This is a genomic window from Paraburkholderia podalyriae, from assembly GCF_014397785.1.
Classification (GTDB): Bacteria; Pseudomonadota; Gammaproteobacteria; order Burkholderiales; family Burkholderiaceae; genus Paraburkholderia; species Paraburkholderia podalyriae.
This window is the reverse complement of the sequence record NZ_VZQQ01000029.1, coordinates 1-26,341: the sequence shown is the minus strand read 5'-3', so window position 1 is coordinate 26,341 and position 26,341 is coordinate 1. Positions and strand designations below refer to the sequence as shown.

Here is a 26,341-nt window from a genome sequence, read left to right as displayed (position 1 = left end):
ACCCTCAACTCGCAGCCTGGAGCAACCTCATGAACCTGCTGTTCCCGTCCTCTTCGTTTCGTTTGCGCGCGCTCGTCAGCGGCGGCGCGGTGGTGTTCGCGATGCTCGCGGGCAATCTGGCGCACGCTGAAACCACGGCCGTGATGGCCGTCGCGTCGACCTTTACGTCGCTCGATCCGTACGACGCGAACGACACGCTGTCGCAGGCGGTCGCGAAGTCGTTCTATCAGGGGCTGTTCGGCTTCGACAAGGACATGAAGCTCGTCAACGTGCTCGCCGACAGCTATGAGGCGAGCCCCGACGCGCGCGTCTATACGATCAAGCTGCGCCATGGCGTGAAGTTCCAGGACGGCACCGACTTCAATGCGGCCGCGGTGAAGGCGAACTTCGACCGCGTGACCGATCCGGCCAACAAGCTGAAGCGCTACAACATGTTCAGCCGCATCGAGAAGACCGAGGTCGTCGATCCGTACACGGTGCGCATCACGCTGAAGACGCCCTTCTCGGCGTTCATCAACGTGCTCGCGCATCCGTCGGCGGTAATGATTTCGCCGGACGCACTGAAAAAGTACGGCAAGGACATCGCGTTTCATCCGGTCGGCACGGGTCCGTTCGAACTCGTGAAGTGGGACCCGGCCGGCGACCTGACCGTGAAGAAGTTCGCCGGCTACTGGAAGAAGGGTTATCCGAAGATCGATGCGATCGACTGGAAGCCGGTCGTCGACAACAACACGCGCGCCGCGCTGATGCGTACCGGCGAAGCGGACTTCGCGTTCCAGGTGCCGTTCGAACAGGCCGCGCAACTGCAGTCGAGCCCGAAGGTCGACCTGATCGCGGCGCCGTCGATCATCGAGCGCTACATCAGCATGAACATGAACCAGAAGCCGTTCGACAATCCGAAGGTGCGTGAAGCGCTGAACTACGCGGTCAACAAGGAAGCGCTGACCAAGGTCGCGTTCGCCGGTTACGCGACGCCGGCCGACGGCGTGGTGCCGCAGGGCGTCGACTATGCGGTCAAGCTCGGACCCTGGCCGTACGATCCGGCGAAGGCGCGCGAACTGCTGAAGGAAGCGGGCTACCCGAACGGTTTCGAAACCACGCTGTGGTCCGCGTATAACTACTCGACCGCGCAGAAGGTGATCCAGTTCGTGCAGCAGCAGCTCGCGCAGGTCGGCATCAAGGCGAGCGTCGAAGCGCTCGAAGCCGGTCAGCGCGTCGCCAAGGTCGAAAGCGCGCAGGACCCGGCGACCGCGCCGGTGCGCATGTACTACGCGGGCTGGTCGTCGTCGACCGGTGAAGCGGACTGGGCGATCAGCCCGCTGCTCGCGGGCTACTCGATCCCGCCGAAGATGGTCAACACGTCGTACTACAGGAGTGACGCGGTCGACAACGATCTGAAGCAGGCGCTCGAAACCACCGACCGCACCCAGAAGGCCGCGCTCTACGCCGACGCGCAGAAGCGCATCTGGGCCGACGCGCCGTGGATCTTCCTCGTCAAGGAGAAGGTCGTGTACGCGCGCAGCAAGCGTCTGTCGGGCGCTTACGTCGCGCCGGACGGCTCGTTCAACTTCGACGAGATCGCGATCAAGTGATGAGCTGACGAGGCGGCATGCGCAGACGGCGGTTCGCGCCGCCGCCTGTGCCGCCGCACACGATTCCTCGTTGCCCGCCTCATTTGCCGCTTATTTGCCGGATTGGTTTCATGCTGAACTTCCTCGTCAAACGTCTGCTAGGCCTGCTGCCGACGCTGTTCATCGTCGCCGTGCTGGTGTTCCTGTTCGTGCATCTGCTGCCGGGCGATCCGGCGCGGCTCGCCGCCGGCCCCGAAGCGGACGAGGCGACCGTCGCGCTCGTGCGCTCCGACCTCGGCCTCGACAGGCCGCTGCCGCAGCAGTTCGTCCGTTTCTTCTGGCGGATGGCGCATGGCGACTTCGGCATGTCGACGCGCAGCAAGCGGCCGGTGAGCCAGGAGATCGCGGAACGCTTCTTCCCGACGCTGTGGCTGACGATCGCGAGCATGGTGTGGGCGGTCGTGATCGGCATGGCGATCGGCATCGCGTCGGCGGTGTGGCGCAACCGCTGGCCGGACCGGCTCGGCATGACGCTCGCGGTGTCGGGCATTTCGTTTCCGGCATTCGCGCTCGGCATGCTGCTGATGGAGGTCTTCTCGGTGCAGCTCGTCTGGCTGCCGATCGTCGGCGATGGTTCGTGGCGCAGCTACGTGCTGCCGTCGCTGACGCTCGGCGCGGCGGTCGCGGCGGTGATGGCGCGCTTCACGCGGGCGTCGTTCGTCGAAGTGATGCACGAGGACTTCGTGCGCACCGCGCGTGCGAAGGGCGTGCCCGAGCGGCTCGTGATCATCAAGCACTGTCTGCGCAATGCGCTGATTCCCGTCGTTACGATGATGGGTTTGCAGTTCGGCTTTCTGCTCGGCGGCTCGATCGTCGTCGAAGTGGTGTTCAACTGGCCGGGCCTGGGCCGGTTGCTCGTCGATGCGGTGTCGATGCGCGACTATCCGATCATCCAGGCCGAGGTGCTGTTGTTCTCGCTCGAATTCATCATCATCAACCTGATCGTCGACGTGCTGTACGCGGTGATCAACCCGACCATCCGCTTCAAGTGAGGTCCGCATGAGCACCACTGCCACCGGGCCGAATGCGGCCAATCCCGCTGCCGCCGAACGCGCGATCCGCACGCCGTGGAGCGAGTTCTGGCGCAAGTTCCGCAAGCAGCATGTCGCGATGGCCGCCGGCGTGTTCGTGCTGCTGCTGATCGTGATCGCGATCATCGCGCCGCAAATCGTGCCGTACGACCCCGAGAATTTCTTCGACTACGACGCGCTGAACGCGGGGCCTTCGGCCGCGCACTGGTTCGGCGTCGACTCGCTGGGCCGCGATATTTTCAGCCGCATTCTCGTCGGTTCGCGTATTTCGCTCGAGGCGGGCTTTCTGTCCGTCGCGATCGGCGCGGTGATCGGCACGTTCTTCGGCCTGCTTGCCGGTTACTACGAGGGCTGGTGGGATCGCATCACGATGCGCGTGGCCGACGTGCTGTTCGCGTTCCCCGGCATTCTGCTCGCGATCGGCGTGGTCGCGATTCTCGGCAACGGCATGATCAACGTGATCTGCGCCGTGGCGATCTTCAGCATTCCGGCGTTCGCGCGGCTCGTGCGCGGCAATACGCTGATGCTCAAGCAGCTCACCTATATCGAGGCGGCGCGCAGCATCGGCGCGTCGGACTGGACGATCATCATGCGGCACATTCTGCCGGGCACGATTTCATCGGTCATCGTGTATCTGACGATGCGCATCGGCACATCGATTATCACGGCGGCGAGCCTGTCGTTTCTCGGCCTCGGCGCACAGCCGCCGACGCCCGAGTGGGGCGCGATGCTCAACGAGGCGCGCGCCGACATGGTGACCGCGCCACATATCGCGCTGTTTCCGAGCCTCGCTATTTTTCTGACCGTGCTCGCGTTCAACCTGCTCGGCGACGGCCTGCGCGACGCGCTCGATCCGAAGCTGGATCGGCCATGAGCATCAGCAACCATTCGGCCGAGCGAGCGCCGCATATTGGCACGTTGCCGGCTGGACCGCTCGGCACGATCGCCGACGTGGACGGCGTGAGCGTCGGACATTGCACGCTTGCCGAAGGCGCGCTGCAAACCGGTGTGACCGTGATCCGGCCGCATCGTGGTGATCCGTTCGTCGACAAGGTGCCGGCCGCCGCGTCGGTGATCAACGGTTTCGGCAAGAGCATCGGGCTCCTGCAACTCGACGAACTCGGCACGCTGGAGACGCCGATCGCGCTGACCAACACGTTCAGCGTCGGCGTGCTCGCGCAGGCGCAGATCCGCGCGGCGATTCGCGCGAATCCGCGCATCGGCCGCGACTGGCCGACGGTCAATCCGCTCGTGTTCGAATGCAACGACGGCTACCTGAACGATATTCAGGCGCTTGCCGTTGCCGAACAGCACTTCAACGACGCATTCGACGCGGCGAGCGCGGACGTCGGGAGCGGCGCGCTCGGTGCGGGGCGCGGCATGTCGTGCTTCGATCTGAAGGGCGGCATCGGCACCGCGTCGCGCGTGCTGAGTGCGGCGGGTCGTGACTACACCGTTGGCGCGCTCGTGCTTGCCAACTTCGGCCGCCTGCCGATGCTGACGATCGACGGCACGCCGCTCGGCCGCATGCTGGCCGAACGGGCGGGCGCGGCAGAGGCTGCGAACGCTGTTGCTAATGCCGCCTCCGACAAACCCGAGCAAGGCTCGATCATCATGATCGTCGCGACCGATGCGCCGCTCGACGCGCGCCAGTTGAAACGGCTGTCGTTGCGCGCGGCGGCCGGTCTTGCGCGTACCGGCTCGGTGTACGGCCACGGCAGCGGCGATATCGCGCTGGCGTTTTCGACCGCTTACACGGTGCCGCAGGGCGCGGACTTCGTCGCGCTGCCGCCGCTGGTCGCGGATCACTGTATGGACCCGCTGTTTCGCGCCTGCGCCGACAGCGTCGAACAGGCGATCGTCGGCGCGTTGTGGCGCGCCGAATCCGTCACGGGTCGCGACGGCCATCGACGGCTGTCGCTGCGCGACAGCGTGCCGGACCTTGCCCAACTACTGAGGAATGCCGCGCGATGAAAGTCCTGATCTCCACCGACATCGAAGGCATCGCCGGCGTCTTCCATGCCGAGCAGACGCGCGCGGGCAATGGCGAATACGAAGCCGCGCGACGCTGGATGACGCTCGAAGCCAACGCCGCAATCGAAGGCGCGTTCGCGGGCGGCGCGATCGACGTGTGGGTCAACGATTCGCACGGTGGCTTTCGCAACCTGCTGCCCGAGCTGCTCGATCCGCGCGCGCAAGTCGTGCTCGGCAAGCCGCGCACGCTCGGCATGATGGCCGGGCTCGAATACGGCGCGGCGCTCGTCTTCATGCTCGGCTATCACGCGAAGGCCCAAACGCGCGGCGTCCTCGCGCACACGATCAACAGCTTCGCGTTCGCGCGCGTCGCATTCGATGGCGTGGAGCTGGGCGAAGCCGGGCTGTACGGCGCGCTCGCTGAAGAATATGGCGCACGGGTAGTGCTTTTATCGGGTGACGACGTGTTCGCCGAGGAAACCGCGCCGCGTTTTCCAGGCGCGCGTTTCGTCGTGACGAAGACCGCGACCGGCCAGTCCAGCGGCGTCACGCAGTCGCCCGCGAGCGTGCGCGAGGCGCTGCGGGCCGCCGCGTCCGACGTGGTCCGTCAGCAGGTCGAAGCGGGCCGCGCGCCTGCCGCGACGCGCGCACAGCCACAAGCGGTCGACTGCGAACTGCGCGTGCAAACGAGCGGGCTCGCCGATCTGTTCTGCCAATGGCCGACGCTCACGCGCGTCGATGGCGTGACGCTGCGCTTCAGTGCGGCGTCGGCCGAGCATGCGGTGCGCATGCTGAACTGCCTGTCCGCGATGTCGTTCATGCTGCGCTGAGCCACGGGGCGTCGAGGCGCTGGCGGCTTACTGCTGCTGCCGACTCAACTCGCGCGCCGCGTGATCGATCGCCTCCGCCACCGCGCCGGCGTGCGACACCGGCACGAGATGGCTCGACGCGATCGGCACCACCTTCGCACCGATTCGCCCGGCGATCATTTTCTGCAGATCGGGCGACACCGCGCGGTCTTTCGTGGTCAGCACGTACCACGACGGTTTGTTTTTCCAGCCGACCTGATCCACCGGTTCGTCGAATGCATTCGCGGCGATCGGCACCTGCGCCGCCGCGAGCACGCGCGCGACGGTCTCGGACACGTCGGCGGCGAGGTCGGCGTGATAGAGCGCGCGGTCGACCCACAAAAAGCCGTTCGCGTCCTTGCTGATGCTCTGACCGGCCGGCATCGGGCCGCCGGCCTTCATTACGTCCATCGCCGATTCGTGCAGTTGCGGCGCGAGCGCGGCGACATACACGAGACCAGCGACGTTCGGCGCATTCGCGGCGACCTCGGTGATCACGACGCCGCCCCACGAGTGACCGACCAGCAGTACCGGACCGTTCTCGCGATCGAGCACGCGGCGGGTCGCGGCGACGTCGTCGGCGAGCGACGTCAGCGGGTTCTGCACCGCGCTTACGTGATAACCCTTTTGCTGCAGCTTCGCGACTACGCCGTTCCAGCTCGATCCGTCGACGAACGCGCCATGCACGAGCACGATGTTGCGCACCGGGCCGCCGAGCGAAGCATTGGCGGGCGACGGCGCTGGCTGGGCGCCTGGCTGCGAACTGGCGTCATCAGCCGGTTGTTGGGCGGCCGGCGCCGTCTGCGCGAGCGCGGACGGACTCACGCCCGCGAAACAGAGGCACAACACGGCGGCGCAAAGCAGACGTCTGGGCAACATGTTGAAGCTCCGCGGGTCGAGAAGTGGACTTCGGCAACATACCCAGGTGCCATCCCCCTGACAATCACAATCCGCGCGCTTAAGTGCGGCGCACAACGAAGGGGGCGGCTCCGTATGTCAGAGGAATACCGGTCGCGGTAAAATCGCCGGTTTGCCGGGCCGGACCGTGCTGTAGGGCCTGATTAATGCGGCCGCAACGCTGCCTTATGCAGCGGTCTTGGTCAAGCGGCGGCGGGAGGGGTGCGTGGTGGCATCGAGGCCGCGGGAAGATAAGCGACGATTTCGTATGACGCGGGTGGGGTGGCCTGGGCTTTGACGAGCGCGCTGTCTGAACGGCTCGAATGCCGGCTCGAATGCCCACGCGCGGTATTCCCGCGATAGGGCGAACGGATGTGCCCAAGCGCACAGATCGATTTTCGCGAATCGGTAATCTCTGTCCGATCGCCCGGTCAGAAGCCGGCACACGCCGACAAGCTCTACTGTCCCCGAATCTCTTCGCTGGACGGCACTGGACGTGAACCTATCCTCTCTCTTGCGATGCGTCGAAGCGACGTCGCCGCTGTCCTGAGCGGTGGCATGGCCGGGTGGCACGTCACCGCGGTATCACGGGTCCGAAGGTGCAACAACCGCACGTTCATTGACGTAACGCACAGGGGAACACCATGTTCAACGCGAGCGCCGGACGTACCAGGTTGGGGTCGAGTGTCGGCGTGGGTGCCGTGCTTCTTCTATTGATTGCGGCGACCTGCCTCGCGCTGCATTGCGTGCACATCGTCGCGAAGTTTCGCGCCAGTCCGCCCGACGCGTTTGGCGACTTCAATCTCTACCTGTACGCCTTCAACGTCGTTCTGCACGATCCGACGCGCCTTTACGATCACGACGGTCTCGTCGCGTTTCTGCAGCGGATCGGCGCGCGCTCGACCGGCGACGACATCTTCTTCGCCTATCCGCCGCAGTTCGCGCTGGTGTTTTCGCCGCTCGCGCTGCTGACGCCGCTCGCAGCGAAATTCATCTGGATGGCCGCATCGGTCACGATGTTCGCCGCGGGCGTGTACCTCATCGTGAAGATGGCGTATCGCGGCGCCGAGCGCAGCATGAACGTGCTGCTGGTGGCGCTCGCTCTGCTGAGCTTCCCGCTGGTCGAAGATACCTACGACGGCCAGTCGAACGAATTGCTGTTCTTTCTGCTGATCGCAACCTTCGCTCTGATCGAGCGTGGCGACCGCTATGCCGCGGGCCTTTTCCTCGGATTTGCGATGGCAATCAAGCTGACCCCCGTGGCTGTCGCCGGATTGCTGTTGCTGCGGCGTGAATGGTGGACCTTCATGGTCGCGGTCGTCGTCGCGGCCGTGCTGACGTTGCTCACCGCAGCACGCCTCGGCTTCGGTGTCGTATGGCACTACTTCACCGTGGACATGCCCCACCTGAACGGCATGGCGCTAGCGATGAGCGGCGGTGGCGCGCCGATGAACAACTCCGTGCAAGGTGCATTGCAGACACTGTCGGCGACCGTCGGCATGCCGCTGTCCGGCGCCGTGCTGTCGACGGTCTCGATGGCGTTGGTGCTGTCCGCGTGCCTGCTGTCCGCGTATCTGGTGTTTCGCCGGCATCAGGACAGCCGCATCGACTACGCGCTCGCCGCGATGACGATGCTGGTCGCCTATCCGGTGTTGGAGCCCATCCACATGATGCTGGCGCTGATTCCGCTGCTGATCCTGTTTGGCACGGCCTTCGAAGCACGCGACAGGCAGCTCTCCGCACTCGGCCCCAGGCTGGAGATGCTGCTCGGCGCATTCACCGTGCTATTGCTGTTTTTCTCAGCGAGGTTCGTGTCCTATACCGTCGCGGCGGCGATTATTTATGGGCTTTGCGTCGCGCGGTATTTTTCGCCGTCGACGGTGGTTCGACAGCGCGCGCAGCGGGCCGTATGAGTCATTCTCGCGAGGAGCCGGCCGGTCAAGCTGATCCACGGCGCCGCTGGCATGCCGTAATCGGTTCTACCGAGCAACGTCGATGGACCACCCTGGCGGAACAGTCACGTGATAGGACGTAGCGCCCGACCGAATTTCCCACTGCTGCAGAAGTTGCGCTTCGAATCGTTCGCCGGAAGCAAGCAGAATCACGAAAATCAGGACAGCCGCTATCGGCCTGAGCGACGTAATCCTCGTGTTGACGATTGACAGCGTCAATGTCCATAGCATGAAAATACCCCATGGATAGACGTAGCGCGCGCCGGTTCCGTACCAGGCAATCTGCACGGGCGGCGCCACTCTCGTGATACCCAGACCCCACAGAAGCACGCTGAAGTAAAGCAGCCATGCGAAAAGCAGCCGCGCACGCGACAGAACGCACACGCCTATCAGGAGCGCGGCGAACAGATAGCCGGCCATGGTGGTGGCTAGCACCGAGGGCAGGAAATCCGTAAACATCGCCTGAGTCATCCATGTGACCCAGGGGACATCGTGTACTCCTTTCGGGGCCTGCGGATGGCGCAGCATGACGACGGTCTGCACTGCAACGGCGACGAAGTATGTCACGACGATCGGCCAGTTTATCGTCCCAGCTGCTGGTCGCAGCCGGCGCAGCGCGATCGCTATCGCGACGGCCGGCATCAGCAGAACACCGAACGGGCCGGTCAGCGTCAACAATCCGACTGCAATGATGCGCGGCAGCGAGCGGCGCCGTGGCCTTCAAATATTGCTTCCCACAGCAGCACGAGCAGCGCGGGCAGCAGGACCCATTGCAGGTAGGTGATCGAGAGCAGCACCTCGCCGTTCTGAGGGGCGAGAACCGGCGCAAGACCCATGAATGCTGCCGTGACCGGTGTGACCTGCCGCAGAGCAAACGCGATGTATGCACATGCGCCTGACGTAAGCGCGGCGCTGCACCACACAAAAAAGTAGGGAGTCGCGTTGAATGGCACGATAGCGCGCTGGGTCTCGGCAATCAGCCGAGGTATCAGATGCAGATAGCCAGCATAGTTTGTCAGCACGGCGCGCAAGCCCAACTGATGCGCCTGCAGGATAAAGATGGGGGCGTCCTCGGCCCACAGGAATCCCTGCTAAAGCCGGGTTGTTGCACGAGACCAGATGATGAGAAAAGCGAGCAGAAAGACGAGCGCGGCCCGCGCGCGGTGATTGGAAATATTCATCGCGGCGAGAATATCAAAGGGCCTTTTTATAGTCTAGCGACGATACGTCGGCGCTTGCGGGTGCGGTCGTGCTTCGTAGTGAGCGTACCTGTGTGTACGAGGATAACTGCTGCGGAAGCGCGCTGGGGGAAGGGGACTGCGTAAAGCGGGTTAGAGAACAACGTGGTGCCAGCGGGAGAAGACCAGCGCCACGAGGCCGAGAAGCGCTCCGGTCGCACCGCCGAGCGCCACGCCGCATTCGAGCGAGTGCACGACGTCGCTGCTTTGCAGCAAGGATGCCTCGGGTAACTGTCCGAGTGCGACACTGTGATTCGCGAGGACACGGATATGTCGCGATGTGATCCGCGCCTGCAGCAAGTCGTCGTGCGCACGTCGCACACGTGAACAGACCCTAAACACCCGGCGCCCTTGGAAAACGGCCGCCTCCACCAATGCTGGAGGCGGCCGTTTTGCATTGCATCGCGGCAAGGGACTCCTCCATTCGCCCGATCCGTATAGGGGGCGCGCTTCCCCCCTTGGCGCTGTCTTGCACGATGCAGAGGAGAGGACTACCTTTGCTTTAGAGCCGCTTACAATGCGCAGCGAAGCGGTCCTGGCAGAAGTGCCGGCGCAGGCAGTACGAAGTACGGCAGGCGGCACAACGACGGCCAGGAGCCTTTTTTGTTAGCGGCTCCAGCGAGTGACGCGCAGCGAGGTGGACTATGGCGCTTGCGATTGCCCTGAGCCTGATCATCGCATTGGCGGTAGGGTTTCACTTTGCCAGTCCCTGGTGGATCACGCCGATCGCCTCGAACTGGGTGCGCATGGACGACATGCTGACGATCACACTCGTCATTACCGGCGCGCTCTTCATCGCGATCAACCTGTTCATCGTGGTCGCACTGGTGCGCTACCGCAACCGCAGGGGGCATCGCGCTGCTTACGAGCCGCACAACAAGCGGCTGGAATGGTGGCTGATCGGGCTGACCACTGTCGGCGTGGCAGCGTTGCTGGCACCGGGGCTCTTCGTCTACGCAGACTTCGTACGGCCGCCGCCCAACGTGCTGCAGATGGAAGTGTTCGGCCAGCAATGGCAATGGCGCTTCCGCTTTGCCGGCCCCGGAGGCAAGCTGGGCACGACGGACGTGCGCTACATCAGCAACGACAACCCTTTCGGCCTGAATCCCGCCGACCCCAACGGCCGTGACAACTACCTGATCGAGACGCCCGAGGTGCACCTGCCGCTCAACCAGCCGATCCAGGTCCTGACACGGTCGCGCGACGTGCTGCACGACTTCTACGTACCGGCGTTCCGGGCGCGCATGAACATGGTGCCCGGCATGGTGACCACCTTCTGGTTCACGCCGACCAAGGCAGGGCGTTACGACATCCTGTGCGCGCAGCTTTGCGGTATCGGGCACTCCAACATGCGCGGCGTGGTGGTGGTGGAAGACAAAGCATCGTTCTCGCGCTGGCTCGCGCAGCAGAGCACGTTCGCGCAGCGGCAGCAGGCCACGGTGCAGGCCGCATCCGCTGCTGCAGGCGGCAGCGCCAAGGCGCTTGCTGACCAGGGCAAGACGCTCGCAGAGGGCAAAGGCTGCTTCGCCTGCCATACCGTGGACGGCAGTCCGCGCGTGGGCCCCACCTGGAAGGGCCTCTACGGCAAGACCGAAACGATGGCCGACGGCAGCACCGCTAAGGTGGACGAAGCCTATCTGCGCGCCTTCATCCGCAACCCGAAGGCCCGCGTCGTGAAGGGCTTCGCACCCATCATGCCGACCTTCGACCTGAGCGAGCAGGAGCTGACCGCGCTGGTGGCCTACATCGAATCGCAAGGCGGCCCGGCCGCCAGCAACGCAACCAATCCCTAGCGGAGCAGACGCAATGCCTTACGCGCACACTGACCACGCCCCACAAAGCTTCTGGACCCGCTATGTCTGGAGCCAGGACCACAAGGTCATCGCCGTGCAGTATTCGCTGACGGCCATCGCCATCGGTCTGGTCGGCCTTGTGTTGTCGGACCTGATGCGGTTGCAGCTCGGCTTTCCGGGCAAGTTCAGTTTCATCGACGCCAACCACTACTACCAGTTCGTCACCATGCACGGGATGATCATGGTGATCTACCTGCTGACGGCGCTGTTTCTGGGCGGCTTCGGCAACTACCTGATCCCGCTGATGCTGGGTGCGCGCGACATGGTGTTCCCGTTTCTCAACATGCTGAGCTACTGGGTCTACCTGCTGGCCGTGCTCGTGCTGGTGGCGAGCTTCTTCGTGCCAGGCGGGCCGACCGGCGCGGGCTGGACGCTGTATCCACCACAGGCCATCCTGCCGGGCACGCCGGGCGTGGAATGGGGCATCGTGTTGATGCTGGTGTCGTTGGCGATCTTCATCGTCGCGGCAACGATGGGCGGCTTGAATTACGTCACCACCACGCTGCAGGCGCGCACGCGCGGCATGACGCTCATGCGCATGCCGCTCACGGTGTGGGGCATCTTCATCGCGACCATCATGGCACTGCTGGCGTTTCCAGCGCTGTTCGTGTCAGCGGTGATGATGCTACTTGACAGGGCACTCGGCACCAGTTTCTTCATACCGGCCGTGGTGTCGATGGGGCAGACGCTCAAGCATGCCGGCGGCAGCCCGCTGCTGTTCCAGCACCTGTTCTGGTTCTTCGGGCATCCGGAGGTCTACATCGTCGCGCTGCCGGCCTTTGGCATTGCGTCGGACCTCATCAGCACGCACGCGCGCAAGAGCATCTTCGGCTACAAGATGATGGTGTGGGCCATCGTCGTCATCGGTGCGCTGAGCTTCGTGGTCTGGGCGCACCACATGTTCATCGCCGGCATGAATCCGTACTTCGGCTTCTTCTTTGCCACCACCACGCTCATCATCGCCATCCCGACCGCCCTCAAGGTCTACAACTGGGTGCTGACGCTGTGGCGCGGCGATATCCACCTGACCGTGCCGATGCTGTTTGCCATCGGCTTCATCAGCACCTTCGTCCTGGGTGGGCTGACCGGGCTCTATCTCGGCAACGTGAGCGTGGACATTCCGCTGTCGAACACGTACTTCGTGGTGGCGCACTTCCATATGGTGATGGCCGTGTCGCCCATCCTGGTGGTGTTCGGCGGCATCTACCACTGGTATCCGAAGGTGACGGGCCGCATGCTCAACGACACGCTCGGGCGCGTGCACTTCTGGGTCACCTTCCTCGGCACCTATGCGATCTACTTCCCGATGCACTATCTCGGCATCCTGGGCATGCCGCGGCGGTATTACGCGTATGAGGGCTTCAGCTTCATTCCATCTTCGGCGCAGACGCTCAACACGTTCATCACCGTCATTGCGCTGATCGTTGCAGTGGCGCAGTTGCTGTTCCTGTACAACCTGGCGTGGAGCCTGGTGCGCGGCAAGCGTGCCGACAGCAACCCTTGGCGGGCCACCACGCTGGAATGGCAGACGCCGCAAACGCCGCCAGTGCATGGCAACTGGGGCGCCGCGCCGCCCGTCGTTTACCGCTGGGCGTACGAATACAGCCCGACGGGGCAGGAGGAAGACTTCGTCCCGCAAAACCAGCCGCCTGCGACGGCGCCTGAACCGGCCTCCCACCCGACGCTTCAACCCGGAGAGGCACGCGAATGACCACACTGCCCCGCTCCTTCGTTCCTGACGCGCCACCTGTCTCGCCGAATGCGAGCCGCATCGGCCTGATCGTCTTCATGGCGGTGGCAACGACATTGTTTTCACTGCTGCTGTTCGCCTATGCAATGCGTATGCGCGAGCCCGACTGGCAGCCGATCCCGCATCCAGCGCTGCTGTGGTGGAACACCGGCGCGCTGGTGCTGGCAAGCATTGCCATGCAGCGGGCCCGGCAGATTACCTTGCACCGCGCGGCGTGGCTGGTGTCGGGCGGTGTGCTGGCGGCAGTGTTCGTAATCGGACAACTGGCCGCCTGGCGCATGCTGTCGATGGCCGGGCAGACCGTCACCGCCAATCCTTCCAATAGCTTCCTCTACCTGCTCACCGGCCTGCACGGGTTGCATGTGCTGGGCGGGCTGGTGGCCTGGGCCGTGACGATCGCGCTTCTCCAGCGCGCGGACCCCTTCCGAACCCACCGCGCCATCGCGCTTTGCGCCATCTACTGGCATTTCCTGCTGGCTGTCTGGCTCGTGCTGCTGGCGGCGATGTGGTGGATCACCCCTGAGTTCGTCGCCGCCATCTGCGGGCCGCTGTATGGAGCCGCGCCATGACCACGCCCACGCTCCCCACCGAATCCGCTGCCACCACGCCCACCGACGCTGGACCTGACGGCTGGCGCGGCATCGTCACGGACTGGTCGGCCGACCGCGAAGCCTTCAAGGTGCCGTGGGGCAAGGCGATGATGTGGATCTTCCTGCTATCGGACACCTTCATCTTCAGCAGCTTCCTGATCGGTTACATGACGGTGCGGATGTCGACCACGGTGCCGTGGCCTGACACTTCCAAAGTGTTCGCGCTCACTGTGGGCGGCGTGGATGTGCCTTTGCTGCTGATCGCCATCATGACGTTCGTCCTGATCAGCAGCAGCGGCACCATGGCGATGGCCGTCAACTTTGGCTACCGGCGCAACGCAAAGCGCGCCGCCGCACTGTTGCTTGCGACCGCGCTGCTGGGCGCGACCTTCGTATCGATGCAGGCCTTCGAATGGACCAAGCTGATCGTCCATGAAGGTATCCGCCCCTGGGGCAACCCGATGGGCGCGGCGCAGTTTGGCGCGTGCTTCTTCATGATCACCGGGTTCCACGGCTTTCACGTGAGCTGCGGTGTGATCTACCTGCTGCTGATCGCACGCAAGATCCTGCAACCGGGGTTCACCGAGCACGGCAACTTCCAGATCGTGGAGATTGCCGGCTTGTACTGGCACTTCGTCGATCTGGTGTGGGTGTTCATCTTTGCGCTGTTCTATTTGTGGTGAGGCAGACCATGGACCACACCGATCCCGCCCATCGGCCCGACGCCGCGCACGGCCAGCAGCATCCGATCGGCATCTACCTGAAAATCTGGGGCCTGCTGTTCGTACTGAGCACGATGTCGTACATGGTGGATTACTTCCACGTGCAGGGCCTGCTGCGCTGGGCGCTGATCGTCGTGCTCATGATCGCCAAGGCCGGGCTGATCGTGTCGATTTTCATGCACATGATGTGGGAGCGGCTGGCGCTGGTGTACGCCATCCTGATGCCGCCCTTGGGCTTGCTGGTGCTGATGGTGCTGATGGCTGCCGAAGCGCATCACACCTTCGGCATGCGGGAACTCTTCTTCCACTGACCCCTGCGCCGACCGTTCCTCAGGCGAGTGCCTGGAACGCACCGCTCTGAATACAAAACGACCCGACAAATGCCGGGCCGTTTTTGTTTCTTGGCTCGCTGAAAATCTCAGCGAAAAACACCTTCAAATCAGGCGTGCTTCTCACTGAATTCGTTGAGCGGCTCAGGCTGCTTGAGCGGATCGAAGTCGGCCCACCGCCCTTGTTGCCAGCGTCCGGTCGCGCGTTCGATCGCCGCGCCTCCCGCATCGCGCAGCACCCGTGCGGCGTCCAACTGGCTGTCCGGCGACACGTGTACGGCCACCAGCACGCCGGAATCACGGGTTTCTTCGTTGCTGGATTCAAGCGTGCGCATCATCGCGCCGACCAATGAACCGACATACGCACTCACCCCGGCCGCGATCAGCGACATGATAAGCGGCGCCGAAAACGCCGCGAAGATCCCAACGCCGACCACGGCGCCAACCGCTGCGCCAATCGCGATGCCCATCTCGGCACCCTTCGGCGCCTCCCTCGCGTTTGCGTCGGCGCTGATATCGCCGCCGGGCCGAAAACGCGCGTGCTGGCCGATCGGATTGACGAAAAACAGTGTGACGTCCTCCTCGACAAAACCGGCATTGAAGAGCCGTTGCGCCGCGTTTTCAGCGGCGGGGAATGTCGTAAAGCGTGCTGCGACGATGAGTGACATGTGGCCTCCTTCCATCGTTGACTAGCGGTTGCAGACTATGCCGCCCCACCTCACCCGCGCCGAGACAGAGGTGCATGCGGTGGCACGCGCCGGGACTATGCCGTGATGCCGCGATCGGGTTCCATGCCGTCCACTCTGAACAGTCCGCTATGTAACACTACTCCTTTGCCGCCGTTCTGGTCGATCGATTCCGCGCAAACCGAGCGGATAGGATTGCGGCCGTTGTCGAAAGCAGCCATTAAGGCGGATTCCAGCGCGGAATGGGCGCCGAAATGATCTTCCAGCGCCTCGGCGGTAATTGCCGCACTCAACCGGCTCGCCGTCGACGGGCGCCGTAAAGCGCAGTGTCTGAAAAGACTAATTATCGATCCGCTGACAGGTCTGCCGCGGCCAACAGCTGACGTGCCTCAAGGGCCTCTTGCACGTACAGTTCATCACGCCACGTCGTCGCCAGAACGAGGATCATCCGTCGGGGTGTCGACAGCCATGCGAAGCTATCAGTCTCGCGAGTTGGAGGACTAGAATGAATTATTCGAATCAATCGGGAGACAAATTGTGCAACTTCACATGGATTCCCATCATTTCACACACGGCCAGCTCGACTGGCGGGCAGCCGTGCTGGCAGGCGTCATTGCGGGCGTTGTGTTCCTGGTGCTAGGGGTTATCCTGATGGCACTGACGACGGGCGGAAGTCTGCTGGAGCCCCCACACATGGTCGCCGCGATCATTCTGGGACGAGGTGCATTGCGATCGCCGCAAGCATTCTCAATTGGCATCGTGCTCGCGGCCTTTGTGGTGCATTTTGCCCTTGCCATCGTATTCGCGCTTATCCTCGGTCTGATCATGACGTCATTCAACCTTGACTCGAGCATGGGGATGGCTTCACTGACCGGTGGCGCTTTCGCTGTAGCCGTTTACCTGATTAATTTCTACGGCATGACACAGTTTTTTCCGTGGTTCGCAGAAGCGCGCAACTGGGCCAGCCTGTTCACTCACATCGTCTTGGGTATCGTGGCGGCGAACCTGTACATGAGACTCGAGCGCAACGCATCCCCTAGGGTCAAGGCGGACGCGGGCGGCCCTTCGTAGTCCGGTGCCGTGTTGATCGACCGGTTTCCAGAGCAGAAAAGGCTCGCCGCGCAACAACATGAGCGCCTCGTCGAGATCGTCATGCTCGGCCACTCCGGTGAAAGCGCCGTTCGACATGTGCGAGGATGATGCGCGATAGACGCGGCGAGCACCGCCAGCACCATCGCGACGAACGGCACGCAGATGAAGTGCCACAGGTAGATACCGTAGCGAGCGGAACGGTGACATTGCAAGCGGCGTGGACGCTGGCGGCACGCGCATTGCGCGTCACGAATGGCTCCATGATGCGGGACTTTCGATCATGTACGCATACTTCAGGCGGTCGTACGGGCCTGGCCCTTTTGACGGCGAGGGAGGTGTGCCGACCCGCGAGTGGCGCCTCAAGCGCAACTGCTCCCTCACGCCGCGGCAGTCGCTCGCCGCGACCGTGTTCCTCATGGCGCTCGTCCTCGCGATCGGCGTGGTAGCGGCATTCGCATTCGGCGTGTGGCTCGCGCTGCCCTTCTCGATGCTTTGCACCGTGGCCGTCGGCATCGCCTTTATCGCTTACTCCAGGCACGCGACGGACGGCGAGGTGCTGACGTTCGCGCCCCCGTTCGTGATCGTCGAAATACACGAGCGCGGACGCCGCACGATGCATCGGATGAATGCGGCCCGCTTGGCCGTGTCTGTCGGCGACAGCGATGGCGCCGTCTACCTTTGCGACGGCTGGCAGCGTATTCCCGTCGGACGGCAACTGCCTGCCGCCGCCCGCGCGGAGTTTGTGCGTCAATTGCGCCGCTTTATCGTGGCCGACTGTTGACATGCCGGCCGATGATCGCCCGGCATGTCTGATCGGCCTCACAGCAATACGCCGAGCGCCCCGACGATGCCGATGCGGCACGCGATGCTCACGCCAATGATCGGCGCCACGCGAAATGCGCCGCGCACTCGCTCTGCAGCGGGCAACACAGTGCCGCTCGCCAGCGCGATCAGCTATCCTGCAACCAACGGCAGCAGCAAAGCGTTGAGCACCTGCGCGACGATGTTGAGCGACAGAGGGTCCGGCACGCGCGCGACGAACACCACACTGCGGTCACCGTTGACCCCGTAGAACCATCGCGCCTCGAACAGATGCAAGGCCAGTGAACGGCGCTAGCCCGCGATTTCACCGAAGCCCCACGCGAGGGATCGAATCGCGTTGCATCCGGTTGCGAGATCTGTGAGGCGCCTTCCCCGATTCCAGCGTCATTGAAAGATGATAACGGGCATGGTGCCCATAACCGGCGCGAGCCTATCCTGCAGTTCCTATTTTCTTTGTTGTTTTTGACGTGCGATTTCAAATGCAATCAGAGCGCCGAAGGATGCTGTTGAATCGTTACTGAACGGACCGTTAGGTCGGTTGACATGATGCGCGTGCCGGTGCTCCTTCTGTCTTCAAACGCAAGACAAGTGCGAGCATACCGCGAAGCAATCGTCTCAGATCAAAAGCAAATGCGATGGAGACCGCTCACCACAGTCGAGGTTTTTTCGCCCAACTGAAAGTTGACTCAGTGGAGCAGGGCGTCTACGGTTGCACGGCCAGAATCTCGGGCGCGTCGATGTCGGAAATCGGGCGCTTGCCAAGCCACGGGAACACGTCGTTTTTCATGCGGGCCAGCGTCTTCGCATGCTGGGCGGGCGCGACGCCGCTCTTGCGCTCATCCATCCAGCCGCGCGCGACTGCCTCGAAAGAGTTGGCCGCTGCGAGCCTGCATGGTGGTATCTCCCGCCGGATAAAACCTGGTAACGAGCCAGATACCACCAAAAATACCACCACATACCAGCGGCAGTCGACAGGTCAACTCGGACCGTCGGAGAATAAAAAACCCCGTAAGACCTTGATCTTACGGGGTTTCTCGGAATACTTCGGCACTTGCCGGAACATCTTTTGGTGCCCAGGGCCGGAATCGAACCGGCACGCCTTGCGGCGGGGGATTTTGAGTCCCCTGCGTCATATGATGTAACGTACAACTACATGATTATTATATAAAAAATATGCGCAACTCAGGCGTAATGACTCTGTTTTCCCACAAAACCATCGAAAACGTATAAAGTTTGTGGGAAAATTGTGGGAAATATTCGACGCCTTTGGGGAAAACCGTGCCGAAAGAGAATCCAGACGAGGGTGGTCGTCGGAGCACAACTAAAGTGAACTTCGGGACGAAGTCGGCTCTCACAGCCGCACTGATGAAACCTGGCCGGAAGACAGATTCAAATCCGACCTCGTTACAGATACGTGTGTCGCCGCTCAAGAAGGCCGTTTGGTACTACAGATTCCGCGACAAGGATGGACTGCTCAGGGAAGGAACCCTTAAGTACGCGGCAGTCGCTGCAGACGGCGACGGTCGGGTAACGCTGGACTACGAGCAGGCGAAAGCAGAGGTCGCGAGGATTAAAGGCGACGCAGCGAAGTCCGAATCTGAGCGACGGGAAGAATCTGACCGTACGCATTTCGACACGCTGGAGGACGGATTCCGTTATTACCTCGCGAATCGGATAACTTTGAAGAACGAGCCGCTAGAAAAGGAGACCAAGACAAACTACGAGAAGGTGTTTAACCAATATCTCCGGAAGAACCTCTTGGCCGAGGAAGGGTTTAAAACCCCCCCTTCGCAATGGAATCTTGCAGATACGAAAGTCATGCAGTGGATGCAACTCTTGGTGCGGATTAAGGGCAAGAGTCTGTCGAAGGCGAGAAACTGCCAAAGTATTATTTCCGGTATTTACGGGATGGGCGTTGCACTGAGAGTGCTGGACTCCAATCCGATGAACAACGCTCGCTATCTTCGCGTGTTGCCAAAACCGCCGGAGAAGAAGCGGCACGTAGACACGGTCAACCTCCCGCATCTGTTTGACGCCATTGACGCCGGACTGAGCCGACAGAGTTCGAAAGATGCAGTCACGCTTGTCATGATGACGGGCACACGTTTGCTGGCTGGCTTGGGATTGCGGTGGGACCAGATTGATTTCGAAGGCTTCTATTTCGTTCAACCAAAACAGCCGGGCTGGAAGGGCTTCACGGGAATTCTGCCGCTCAGTGATTTCGTTCTCGAGCTTTTGAAGAGACGATTTGAGCAACGTAAACAGAGCGATGGCGACTATGTATTTCCGGCACACCATGGCAAGTCTTATCCGCATCAAAGCCGCATGCATGACGCGATGAAGGCCGTCTCCGAAGAGTTCAATTTTCGGTCGTGCCCACAAGACTTGCGTCGAACGTTTGCCACTGTCGCCAATCTATGCTTCGACTACAACACGCGCAAGGTAGGCGCTTTGCTCACGCATAGATGGGCGGTCTCTGCCGAGGGAATGGTTGTCACGCAAGATGCCATAACTCGTCGGTATATCGGAGAAAAGTTGAGCCACTTGCGAGCATTATCGAATACGGTCACGGATTTCATGCTGGAACTCGCTCGGCGCAAGCCCTTGTCTGAGCGGACTCGCTCCATCCTGACCCAGTATGACCCAGAGAACCTAAAACTCATCGACCTGCCCGCTAGCGGCGAAGAACTGGCTCTTCAGCGTTTGTTGCCGGCTACCAGCACCTGAGACACCTTGAGTATGCCCACCAGTTTCCAGCGTCAGTAGGCATGCGCTGGGCCCCTCATGGTCACTCGCTACACGTAGCGCGCAATATCGCGTCGATGTGCGGGGGAGAGCGTGCTTCTTGAGCCTGTTATTATTGACGGGGTTTGGGCGAGCATGGGTCGCATGATGCGACCATAGGAAGTGCGAGAAAGCCTGGCGGGCCGCCCGGCGGGGCGAAGGGTCGTTGGCGGCTGGCGCCTGTGCGGGAATGTGCTACGACAAATGGCTGACACGCTGGTCGCGAATCAAGGACAACTGCGTTATGCAGATGACCGTGTTCCAAGGAGCGTCGTCAGTAAATTGCGCCGTCTTCACGCAACAGATGAGTACCTTTCTGCATCGCTTCCTGCTGCCCATATGGAGTCGCTCACCAACGGACACGATTTTGCGGACGTAAAGCCATTGAGCCGACGTGGGAGTCCAGAGAGTGTCATCTGCGACCGCGAATGAGTCGGCCGATTGCGTGCCCGACGACTGCCGCGCACACCGGTATCGCGAGCAACAGCGAGTTCTCACGCCAAACCTGCCACAAGTCGATGTGCATATAAGTGTCCGTGTGAGGTTCTGCTACCAGCCGAGCAGGATGCCCAACCGTTCCATCAACCAATCCGTTTCGACGACGCTTGTCCACCCTTTGCGTTCAATCGCCCTCCTCATCCGCCGCAGTGTGACGTCGTGCGGATGATGCGGATATTTAGCTGCATCTTTTAGGGTTTTTTGAACAAGCTGCTGCGCGAGGTCCTCGCACAAATCCCAGCGTTCGAATCGTTCTGGCGCCGTTAGACCGACAACAAACCGTCCTGCAATTATCCGCCCGGCGAGTTTCGGCTGTGTGCCGGACAGTGATGCGGGCGTCGTGTCGCACGGAAAATCGTTGGGGACCTGAGAGCCCAACTGCTCCTCCAGTAGAAGTTGCTCGTAGTCACGCATCAGTCCGCTGGCGCTGATGTCCTCGTTAAGTTGGTCCCAGTGCAACTCTGCGCCGGATGCGGAGACTCGAACCTGGCTTCGCTGCTCGGGCGTCGCTGCCAGCAAGCGGGGAAACCATCGCCAGGGAACTCGAAATATGCGTCCATCCTTCAACGAGACCGCGAAATCTTTCTCACTTACAGTTACTCCGATTGCCACCGGTTCGTTAGGATTTTTCATTTTCCTATGCGCACTCACAGTCGATGGTCAGTGCTTGAAGAGATAGCCGATGACACGCTTAGCAATGTCGATGAAACTCTCGTGCTTGCCACCAGGTACCGTTTCTGAATGCAGCACAGTGCCCCGGGGCAGCGACGATGCGGACCCGGATGTCATCGCCGTCCACAACGATTTGCACGCAAGCCTCCTGCGTCGGCGTAGCATCTCCGGCTGTTTGTCGCTCAACAAAGAGGGTAAATTTTCGAACGTCAGGATATGGACCTACCGGCCGTTCGTATCCTCCCGCGTGTAGCGCCTCTGACGCACGTTCCCCAGCGGCCGGCGCGGGTCGATTTCCGCGCTTGCCGTGTACAACTGCGTGGCGCCATTCGGTTCAGTCTCGTGCATGCCTTCGTAGACTTTGACAGACGTGCGCGACCACTCGGCCGCCCACGCTGCAGCCACTTGTCGCAGTCGTTTGAAATCATCGTCGTCATCAAGCATCTGCACCGGGCTTCGTCCGCTCAGGCTGCCTCGTGTCGACGACAGAAAGTGGAGGCGACTCCCAGCAGGTGCGGGAACGAGGATGCGGCAGATTGCCTGCAATCTGTCGTGGTAAGCCTTCGCTCGGTCAGGCCGAGGCGTTCGCGGAATAGGTTTTTTGAAATCAGTTGACCATTTGCGACCATTTTGCGTCGAGCAGTTAGGACCTGCTGCCATAAGTGCTTACGCAAGACTTCGCCTCCAACGTCTTCACCGGCATCAAGGTATGCATCGCGAACGAGTCTTTCGATGCGCTCAATCACGTCGTCGGGCAACTGCTGAAACTTAACGCGGTCTGCCGCCGGTAGCCGGAAACCGTTCGCCGCGATTTTGCGCACAAGCGATTAGGCGACAAATTGAGCGAGGTCGTACTCCGCGTCGATGCGGCGCATCGCAATGTCCCAGCCACTGTCAGCCATGTTGACCTCGCTGCACTGATGACAGGATGACCACTTGTTCAAGCCATTGCTCATCGGTATTTTGGTCCCAGCCCAAAGAAAGGCCGCCGGTGGCGGGGTGATGTATATGCGAAAAACATCCGTCGCCACACCGGTGACGCTCGCATCTCCACGCGTCAGGCACAAGGACCACGTCGCAGATTTCTTCCGCTTCGCCGTCGTCGGCGTCGGCGTACGGCGCTAGGTAGAGGACCACGGCCTCGGGGTCTGCTTCCTGCAAGCGACACAGAATGTCTCGTACTTTCATGGTTGCTGCTCCTTACGCCGGTGTGCGCCGCTTCGCTCGTAGGTGATAAACCTGCTTCCCAGAGAAATTCGCCGCGTGATGCGACGTCGCCCCGTATCTACTATCGCAAGCATTGGCACCTGAGTCGTTTTGCTTGCGTTGTAGTCGCGAGCCAACTTGCCATGAGCGATATTGATTCCTGGCTTCCGGAAAACTTCTGCTGCTATTTCCTCAAACGTAGCGGCCGGCGCAAGCTCATGCGTGAATTTATTGAGCCGCGTTTTGGCGTAAATTCCCACGCTGACTCGCACCAGTTTTTTGGTCTTGACCAGATTGGATAAGACGCGGCTTAGTTGCGCAGGGCTCCCCAATTGCGCGAGCTCTGACCGCAGAATTACGACGCTGTGCCGCCTTGCAATGAAGCGCATGACGCGGTCTTCGAGTTTCATCATGCTTGGTTCCCATGCACACAAGAAGTGTGGCTAACAAATCTCGAGTGCCAGGCAGGCCTTTGCTTGCGCCGATAGCGTGGTTAGCATCGGCGTCATTGAACAAGGCTCGTTAGTACTTTGGTCACAATCGTCACGACGTCGTCGTTTGAGTCGTAAGCGACGCTTTATGTATCCTCGCATGGTCTGTTTTCACTCAGCACGCTTGCGCTGGCGCAGCCTTCGCGAGCCATAACATCGAGACGCATCAATGGCTTGACCTTGGCGTCAGTTCCGCGACCAATGAAAACGGTAAAGCACTCACTCACTGGATGGGGTGTGCTGTACCGCTCGGCGCACATCTCAAGCGCGCGCAGTGTTTCCTCCAGCTCTGAGTAAGGCGGAAGACCATCTGGCACGACGCTGCCTTCAATTTCGCAGAGCTTCGTGAGCAATGCCGCATCGCCTATGTACTCGCCGTCGTAAAACGATATTTCAAGCATCGGCAGCTTCAAGAACTTTGATGGCGACGGCCATGACGTCGTCCGTAGTCGAAATCGCAATGGAACCAACGTCGACCCTCGGTAGCGTGCTGTACACACGCATGCGCAGTACCGTCCGCGACCGCAATGTCAACGAGCCAGGTCGTTAGCGTGGGAGGCACAGTGAGCGCTCGCTGCCTGACAACTACAGCTATCGCGCTGGATACAGGAAACGGTCCCGCGACAGACCGCGAGCGCAGCGCAACAATGCACTGATGCCACGGGGGTACCCTCGAGCATAGTCGACCGCCCCTCACATACCGGGCGCGAGTGCGATTGCTGGCAAAGCGTGCTCATGCTTTCCGCGTAAATGCGCACCCGCGTGTCTACGAGCGGCTCCGGCACCTTATAGCTTGTAGTGCTCATGGTGACTCCCCATGCATCAGCGCGAGCTTCGCGCGCAGCTCTGCCAGCACGACCGGCGGGCTGATGCCACGTACTTCGTGCGTGCGGACAAGTTTGTCGCGGCACCATGTCGGCCAGTGCAGGTAGTCATCATCTACCGCTATCCAATCTGTCGGTTGGCGGCGCAGGACGTCTGACCAAATCTGTATGCCGCGCGGTGCTTGCTTAAACGACTCAGGGTCCATCGCCTCGTGATACGTAGCCCCCACTACTCGTGCCCGCAGTTCGGGTGTCAGTTTGCGTGCGACTCGCGCGACGCTTTTATACACACGCACCCAACTCGTACTCAGCACAATCTTGACGCCAGGATATGGCAGCAAAACTTTTTCGAGCAGCTCGCAGTGCTCAAACAGCTTATGTCCATCAGGCGACTCAATAAATGGTCCTTTTCCGGGCCGCATGAGGACATTTTCGGGGTGCAACACACCGTCAAAATCGAGATAAAGAATCAGACCGCCGGTAGTCACAGGCGGCGGCACTGCGGGAGGCGGAGTAGGAATCACGCTCATCTGACTATTTTTGTGTTGTCGTACAGCCCTGCTTCTTGCTGCATCCGCCCCAGTTCGCGTAGCGCCCTGCACGCAATTCTCCGCCGCTTGCGTCGGTACGCCTCGGCTCTTTCTCGCAGCACAAACTTGCGGCCACGGATGACCAAAACGGGGCGTAGGACATGCCTACGCATAAGCGTTTTGCGCACATAGTGGGGGCTAACAAAAAGTAGCCTCGCGACCTCCGACACTGACAGCAGGTCTGCGCGTCGCATTACCGGTAGCCATTCAGAAAGTCCTGCCAGTCATGCGACCACGCGCAGTCCCGTGGCTCGGGGTCATCGAGCACGAAAGGGCACCCAGAGCCGCGCAGATTGTTTTCGAAAAGTGTGCGAGACGGTTCGGGAATTTCGCGCAACCGCACGTACGCTCTGCCGTCCCGGCTGACATGCACCGGCACTTCGGGCAGCACAGGTCGCCCAGGCAGTTCCTCTTTGCCCCCGTTTAGTGCAGCGGCGATACATCTGCCTACAAGGTCCCACACCGAAGCAGACCACCGCGGATACGTGCGGACATGCGCAACTTCACCGACCCCGATGTCATCAAGCAGCGATTCGCGCAGCTCCACCTCGTAGTCCGCGAGTGCGCCATTTTTAACGCGCGCGATGTCCGCCGTTGCAATCACACGTTTGCCCGACTCGCGGCCGCCTGGCCAAAGTTCTATAGTGACCCTTAACATGCGTCCCTCTCGGCTTTGTGAACACGCTCGGTGAGTGCCACCGCTTCTTCTGGCGACATGGGCAGTGGCCCCAGCGGTGCCACATGCAGCACCCAGCCGGCCAGCTTGCTAACAAGCGCGGCGTCGCCGGCGCACAGTCGGGGTGTCGCCAATGCGTGCTCGATGGTTCCGTCTTGCGGTGGCCTGCAGCACGTATATACGGCGTCAAAAGCGGCGCGTACTCTCGTCGGTGCGGTCGGGGCATCATTGCGTGCATCGCGTAACAAGTCTTCGTATTTCATATGCGTGTCGTGAGGTGGCGTGGAAAGGTCAGGTCCTCGCAGCAACTAAAGGACGAAGACTGTTGAAACCAGCCTCGGCCAAGCCTTCCGCAGCCGTGCCGGCACGATGTAGGGCGCCTCTGGCAAAAATCCGTCTTCAATTTCTGTTTGCGTCGGTTCCGAGTGATGCCATAGGTCGCGCTCCAGTAGCACGTGTTCGTAAAGCAGGGCCCAGCGTCCATGCAGAACTTCGGGAGAACAGCTGGCCACCTGCGCAAAGAGGTCGGCAGACTGCGCCGACCATGGTGCCGCTCCGTCTGGATAGTCATCCGCGATAAGACTGGCAACCGCGCGGTCCAGCCACTCACGCAGGTTCAATCCGCACTACTTCTGGGCGGAGATGACGGCTGCCGTCATCATTGCCGGTGACATGTGAATAACAGTTCGAACTCCTTCCGATTTTGTGTCCAGGCAGGTTGTGCTCATTTGATGGCCCTTGTTTTGTGGCGTCCAGGTCGAAGGATGACGTACGTTTTCAGAACCTGCACGGACTTTCGGTTACGAAATTCTGCCTGGTCGCTACACGCAGTGAGCCCGCCTGTTGAAGGGGGCACTTTGTGAGAGGCCATGGATGAGAGGAAGAAGAGGTATTACGGCAGTCGACGTAGTGCGGGCTTGCGTGTCCCTGCGAAAGCAGCGCCGGCGAATTGGTCCAAAAAACGTTCGACTTGAGCTCGGAACAGGCAGCTACGGAACAATTGTCCGCCACCTGCGGTTGCTTGCATTCCGGGACAACCAGGGCCGTCGCTCTTGACAGGAGGCGGTTTCAAAGGTGAAGCGCAACAGCGGGTTAATGAACGGAAGCTGAAGTTATGGAAGCGGTTGCGAGCATACGTTCGAACACCTCGAATGGCGAATGAAATGCATGCGTAGCACGCGGTCG

At 61.4% G+C, this 26,341-nt stretch carries 26 protein-coding genes, 1 tRNA gene and 3 pseudogenes; 14 read left to right on the top strand and 16 right to left on the bottom strand.

Annotated elements, in window-relative coordinates:
* Positions 1-29: 29 nt before the first annotated feature.
* The 5 genes from gsiB (at position 30) to F6X42_RS27195 (ending at position 5,466) form a co-directional block, all read left to right on the top strand.
* Positions 30-1,592 (top strand): glutathione ABC transporter substrate-binding protein GsiB, encoded by a 1,563-nt coding sequence (gene gsiB / locus F6X42_RS27215; protein WP_187637159.1) that lies wholly within the window; start codon positions 30-32, stop codon positions 1,590-1,592.
* A 110-nt stretch (positions 1,593-1,702) separates the two neighbouring features.
* A complete protein-coding gene (gene gsiC / locus F6X42_RS27210) occupies positions 1,703-2,623 on the top strand; it encodes a glutathione ABC transporter permease GsiC (protein ID WP_187637158.1) in 921 nt (306 codons plus the stop codon).
* A 7-nt stretch (positions 2,624-2,630) separates the two neighbouring features.
* A complete protein-coding gene (gene gsiD, locus F6X42_RS27205) occupies positions 2,631-3,536 on the top strand; it encodes a glutathione ABC transporter permease GsiD (protein WP_187637157.1) in 906 nt (301 codons plus the stop codon).
* Positions 3,533-4,636, top strand: a complete 1,104-nt coding sequence (locus F6X42_RS27200) for a DmpA family aminopeptidase (protein ID WP_187637156.1) — start codon at positions 3,533-3,535, stop codon at positions 4,634-4,636. The genes gsiD and F6X42_RS27200 overlap by 4 nt, the downstream gene beginning before the upstream one ends.
* Complete coding sequence (locus F6X42_RS27195) at positions 4,633-5,466, top strand: M55 family metallopeptidase (protein WP_187637155.1); 834 nt, start codon at positions 4,633-4,635, stop codon at positions 5,464-5,466. Before F6X42_RS27200 ends, F6X42_RS27195 begins: the two co-directional genes overlap by 4 nt.
* A gap of 27 nt (positions 5,467-5,493) precedes the next feature.
* On the opposite strand, the gene F6X42_RS27190 is transcribed toward F6X42_RS27195, so the two are convergent.
* Positions 5,494-6,363 carry an alpha/beta fold hydrolase gene (locus F6X42_RS27190; RefSeq protein WP_187637154.1) on the bottom strand — a complete coding sequence of 290 codons (870 nt, stop codon included), beginning with the start codon at positions 6,361-6,363 and terminating at the stop codon, positions 5,494-5,496.
* Positions 6,364-7,025: 662 nt separating this feature from the next.
* Between F6X42_RS27190 and F6X42_RS27185 the strand changes: the two genes are divergently transcribed.
* The gene (locus F6X42_RS27185; RefSeq protein WP_187637153.1) at positions 7,026-8,294 is read left to right on the top strand and encodes a glycosyltransferase family 87 protein; all 1,269 of its coding nucleotides are present in this window, start codon (positions 7,026-7,028) and stop codon (positions 8,292-8,294) included.
* Between the two features lie 66 nt (positions 8,295-8,360).
* Here F6X42_RS27185 and F6X42_RS44245 read toward each other — a convergent pair whose 3' ends face one another.
* The 3 genes and pseudogenes from F6X42_RS44245 to F6X42_RS45625 form a co-directional block, all read right to left on the bottom strand.
* Entirely contained in the window at positions 8,361-9,011 is a 651-nt protein-coding gene (locus F6X42_RS44245) for a hypothetical protein (RefSeq protein ID WP_246530233.1), read from the bottom strand.
* Complete coding sequence (locus tag F6X42_RS44240) at positions 9,005-9,364, bottom strand: hypothetical protein (protein WP_246530232.1); 360 nt, start codon at positions 9,362-9,364, stop codon at positions 9,005-9,007. The genes F6X42_RS44245 and F6X42_RS44240 overlap by 7 nt, the downstream gene beginning before the upstream one ends.
* A 327-nt stretch (positions 9,365-9,691) precedes the next feature.
* A pseudogene (locus F6X42_RS45625) lies at positions 9,692-9,913 on the bottom strand (DUF1269 domain-containing protein); the annotation flags it as partial.
* Positions 9,914-10,215: 302 nt separating this feature from the next.
* Between F6X42_RS45625 and F6X42_RS27170 the strand changes: the two are divergent.
* From F6X42_RS27170 to F6X42_RS27150, 5 genes are read left to right on the top strand one after another with little or no spacing between them, the layout of a single operon-like run.
* Complete coding sequence (locus tag F6X42_RS27170) at positions 10,216-11,364, top strand: cytochrome c oxidase subunit II (RefSeq protein ID WP_187637152.1); 1,149 nt, start codon at positions 10,216-10,218, stop codon at positions 11,362-11,364.
* 13 nt (positions 11,365-11,377) lie between these two features.
* Positions 11,378-13,135: a cytochrome c oxidase subunit I gene (ctaD, locus tag F6X42_RS27165; RefSeq protein ID WP_187637151.1), complete on the top strand. Its 1,758-nt coding sequence runs from the start codon at positions 11,378-11,380 to the stop codon at positions 13,133-13,135.
* A complete protein-coding gene (locus F6X42_RS27160; RefSeq protein WP_187637150.1) occupies positions 13,132-13,743 on the top strand; it encodes a cytochrome c oxidase subunit 3 in 612 nt (203 codons plus the stop codon). The genes ctaD and F6X42_RS27160 overlap by 4 nt, the downstream gene beginning before the upstream one ends.
* Positions 13,740-14,447, top strand: coding sequence for a heme-copper oxidase subunit III family protein (locus F6X42_RS27155; RefSeq protein WP_128585146.1), 708 nt, complete (start codon positions 13,740-13,742; stop codon positions 14,445-14,447). Before F6X42_RS27160 ends, F6X42_RS27155 begins: the two co-directional genes overlap by 4 nt.
* Positions 14,448-14,455: 8 nt before the next feature.
* Positions 14,456-14,797, top strand: a complete 342-nt coding sequence (locus tag F6X42_RS27150; protein ID WP_184011180.1) for a cytochrome C oxidase subunit IV family protein — start codon at positions 14,456-14,458, stop codon at positions 14,795-14,797.
* Positions 14,798-14,925: 128 nt separating this feature from the next.
* On the opposite strand, the gene F6X42_RS27145 is transcribed toward F6X42_RS27150, so the two are convergent.
* Positions 14,926-15,483: a hypothetical protein gene (locus F6X42_RS27145; protein WP_187637149.1), complete on the bottom strand. Its 558-nt coding sequence runs from the start codon at positions 15,481-15,483 to the stop codon at positions 14,926-14,928.
* 95 nt (positions 15,484-15,578) lie between these two features.
* A pseudogene (locus tag F6X42_RS27140) lies at positions 15,579-15,828 on the bottom strand (DUF1488 family protein).
* A gap of 222 nt (positions 15,829-16,050) precedes the next feature.
* Here F6X42_RS27140 and F6X42_RS27135 point away from each other — a divergent pair.
* Positions 16,051-16,572, top strand: coding sequence for a hypothetical protein (locus F6X42_RS27135; protein WP_222945735.1), 522 nt, complete (start codon positions 16,051-16,053; stop codon positions 16,570-16,572).
* Between the two features lie 358 nt (positions 16,573-16,930).
* Positions 16,931-17,374: a DUF2244 domain-containing protein gene (locus F6X42_RS27130; RefSeq protein ID WP_187637147.1), complete on the top strand. Its 444-nt coding sequence runs from the start codon at positions 16,931-16,933 to the stop codon at positions 17,372-17,374.
* Positions 17,375-17,547: 173 nt separating this feature from the next.
* Here the strand turns inward: F6X42_RS27130 and F6X42_RS27125 are convergent, their stop codons facing one another.
* The 3 genes and pseudogenes from F6X42_RS27125 to F6X42_RS27115 all read right to left on the bottom strand — a co-directional run bounded on the left by F6X42_RS27125 (position 17,548) and on the right by F6X42_RS27115 (position 18,603).
* Complete coding sequence (locus F6X42_RS27125) at positions 17,548-17,691, bottom strand: hypothetical protein (protein ID WP_187637146.1); 144 nt, start codon at positions 17,689-17,691, stop codon at positions 17,548-17,550.
* Positions 17,692-18,127: 436 nt separating this feature from the next.
* Positions 18,128-18,310 (bottom strand): annotated as a pseudogene (locus F6X42_RS27120) (phage integrase central domain-containing protein); the annotation flags it as partial.
* 172 nt (positions 18,311-18,482) lie between these two features.
* A tRNA-Leu gene (locus tag F6X42_RS27115) sits at positions 18,483-18,603 on the bottom strand.
* A gap of 90 nt (positions 18,604-18,693) precedes the next feature.
* Here F6X42_RS27115 and F6X42_RS45620 point away from each other — a divergent pair.
* Complete coding sequence (locus tag F6X42_RS45620) at positions 18,694-20,142, top strand: tyrosine-type recombinase/integrase (RefSeq protein ID WP_187637145.1); 1,449 nt, start codon at positions 18,694-18,696, stop codon at positions 20,140-20,142.
* A gap of 606 nt (positions 20,143-20,748) precedes the next feature.
* Here the strand turns inward: F6X42_RS45620 and F6X42_RS44230 are convergent.
* The 7 genes from F6X42_RS44230 to F6X42_RS27070 all read right to left on the bottom strand — a co-directional run bounded on the left by F6X42_RS44230 (position 20,749) and on the right by F6X42_RS27070 (position 25,776).
* On the bottom strand, positions 20,749-21,330 hold the full coding sequence (locus F6X42_RS44230; RefSeq protein ID WP_246530231.1) for a DUF2442 domain-containing protein: 582 nt from the start codon (positions 21,328-21,330) through the stop codon (positions 20,749-20,751).
* Between the two features lie 933 nt (positions 21,331-22,263).
* A complete protein-coding gene (locus F6X42_RS27095; protein ID WP_187637144.1) occupies positions 22,264-22,557 on the bottom strand; it encodes a hypothetical protein in 294 nt (97 codons plus the stop codon).
* Positions 22,554-22,988, bottom strand: a complete 435-nt coding sequence (locus F6X42_RS27090; RefSeq protein ID WP_246530230.1) for a DUF6088 family protein — start codon at positions 22,986-22,988, stop codon at positions 22,554-22,556. The genes F6X42_RS27095 and F6X42_RS27090 overlap by 4 nt, the downstream gene beginning before the upstream one ends.
* A gap of 164 nt (positions 22,989-23,152) precedes the next feature.
* Positions 23,153-23,479, bottom strand: coding sequence for a hypothetical protein (locus F6X42_RS27085; RefSeq protein ID WP_187637143.1), 327 nt, complete (start codon positions 23,477-23,479; stop codon positions 23,153-23,155).
* Between the two features lie 389 nt (positions 23,480-23,868).
* On the bottom strand, positions 23,869-24,420 hold the full coding sequence (locus F6X42_RS27080) for an HAD domain-containing protein (RefSeq protein ID WP_187637142.1): 552 nt from the start codon (positions 24,418-24,420) through the stop codon (positions 23,869-23,871).
* 253 nt (positions 24,421-24,673) lie between these two features.
* Positions 24,674-25,138 (bottom strand): hypothetical protein, encoded by a 465-nt coding sequence (locus tag F6X42_RS27075; RefSeq protein WP_187637141.1) that lies wholly within the window; start codon positions 25,136-25,138, stop codon positions 24,674-24,676.
* Positions 25,139-25,464: 326 nt separating this feature from the next.
* On the bottom strand, positions 25,465-25,776 hold the full coding sequence (locus F6X42_RS27070; protein WP_187637140.1) for a hypothetical protein: 312 nt from the start codon (positions 25,774-25,776) through the stop codon (positions 25,465-25,467).
* Positions 25,777-26,341: the final 565 nt, after the last annotated feature.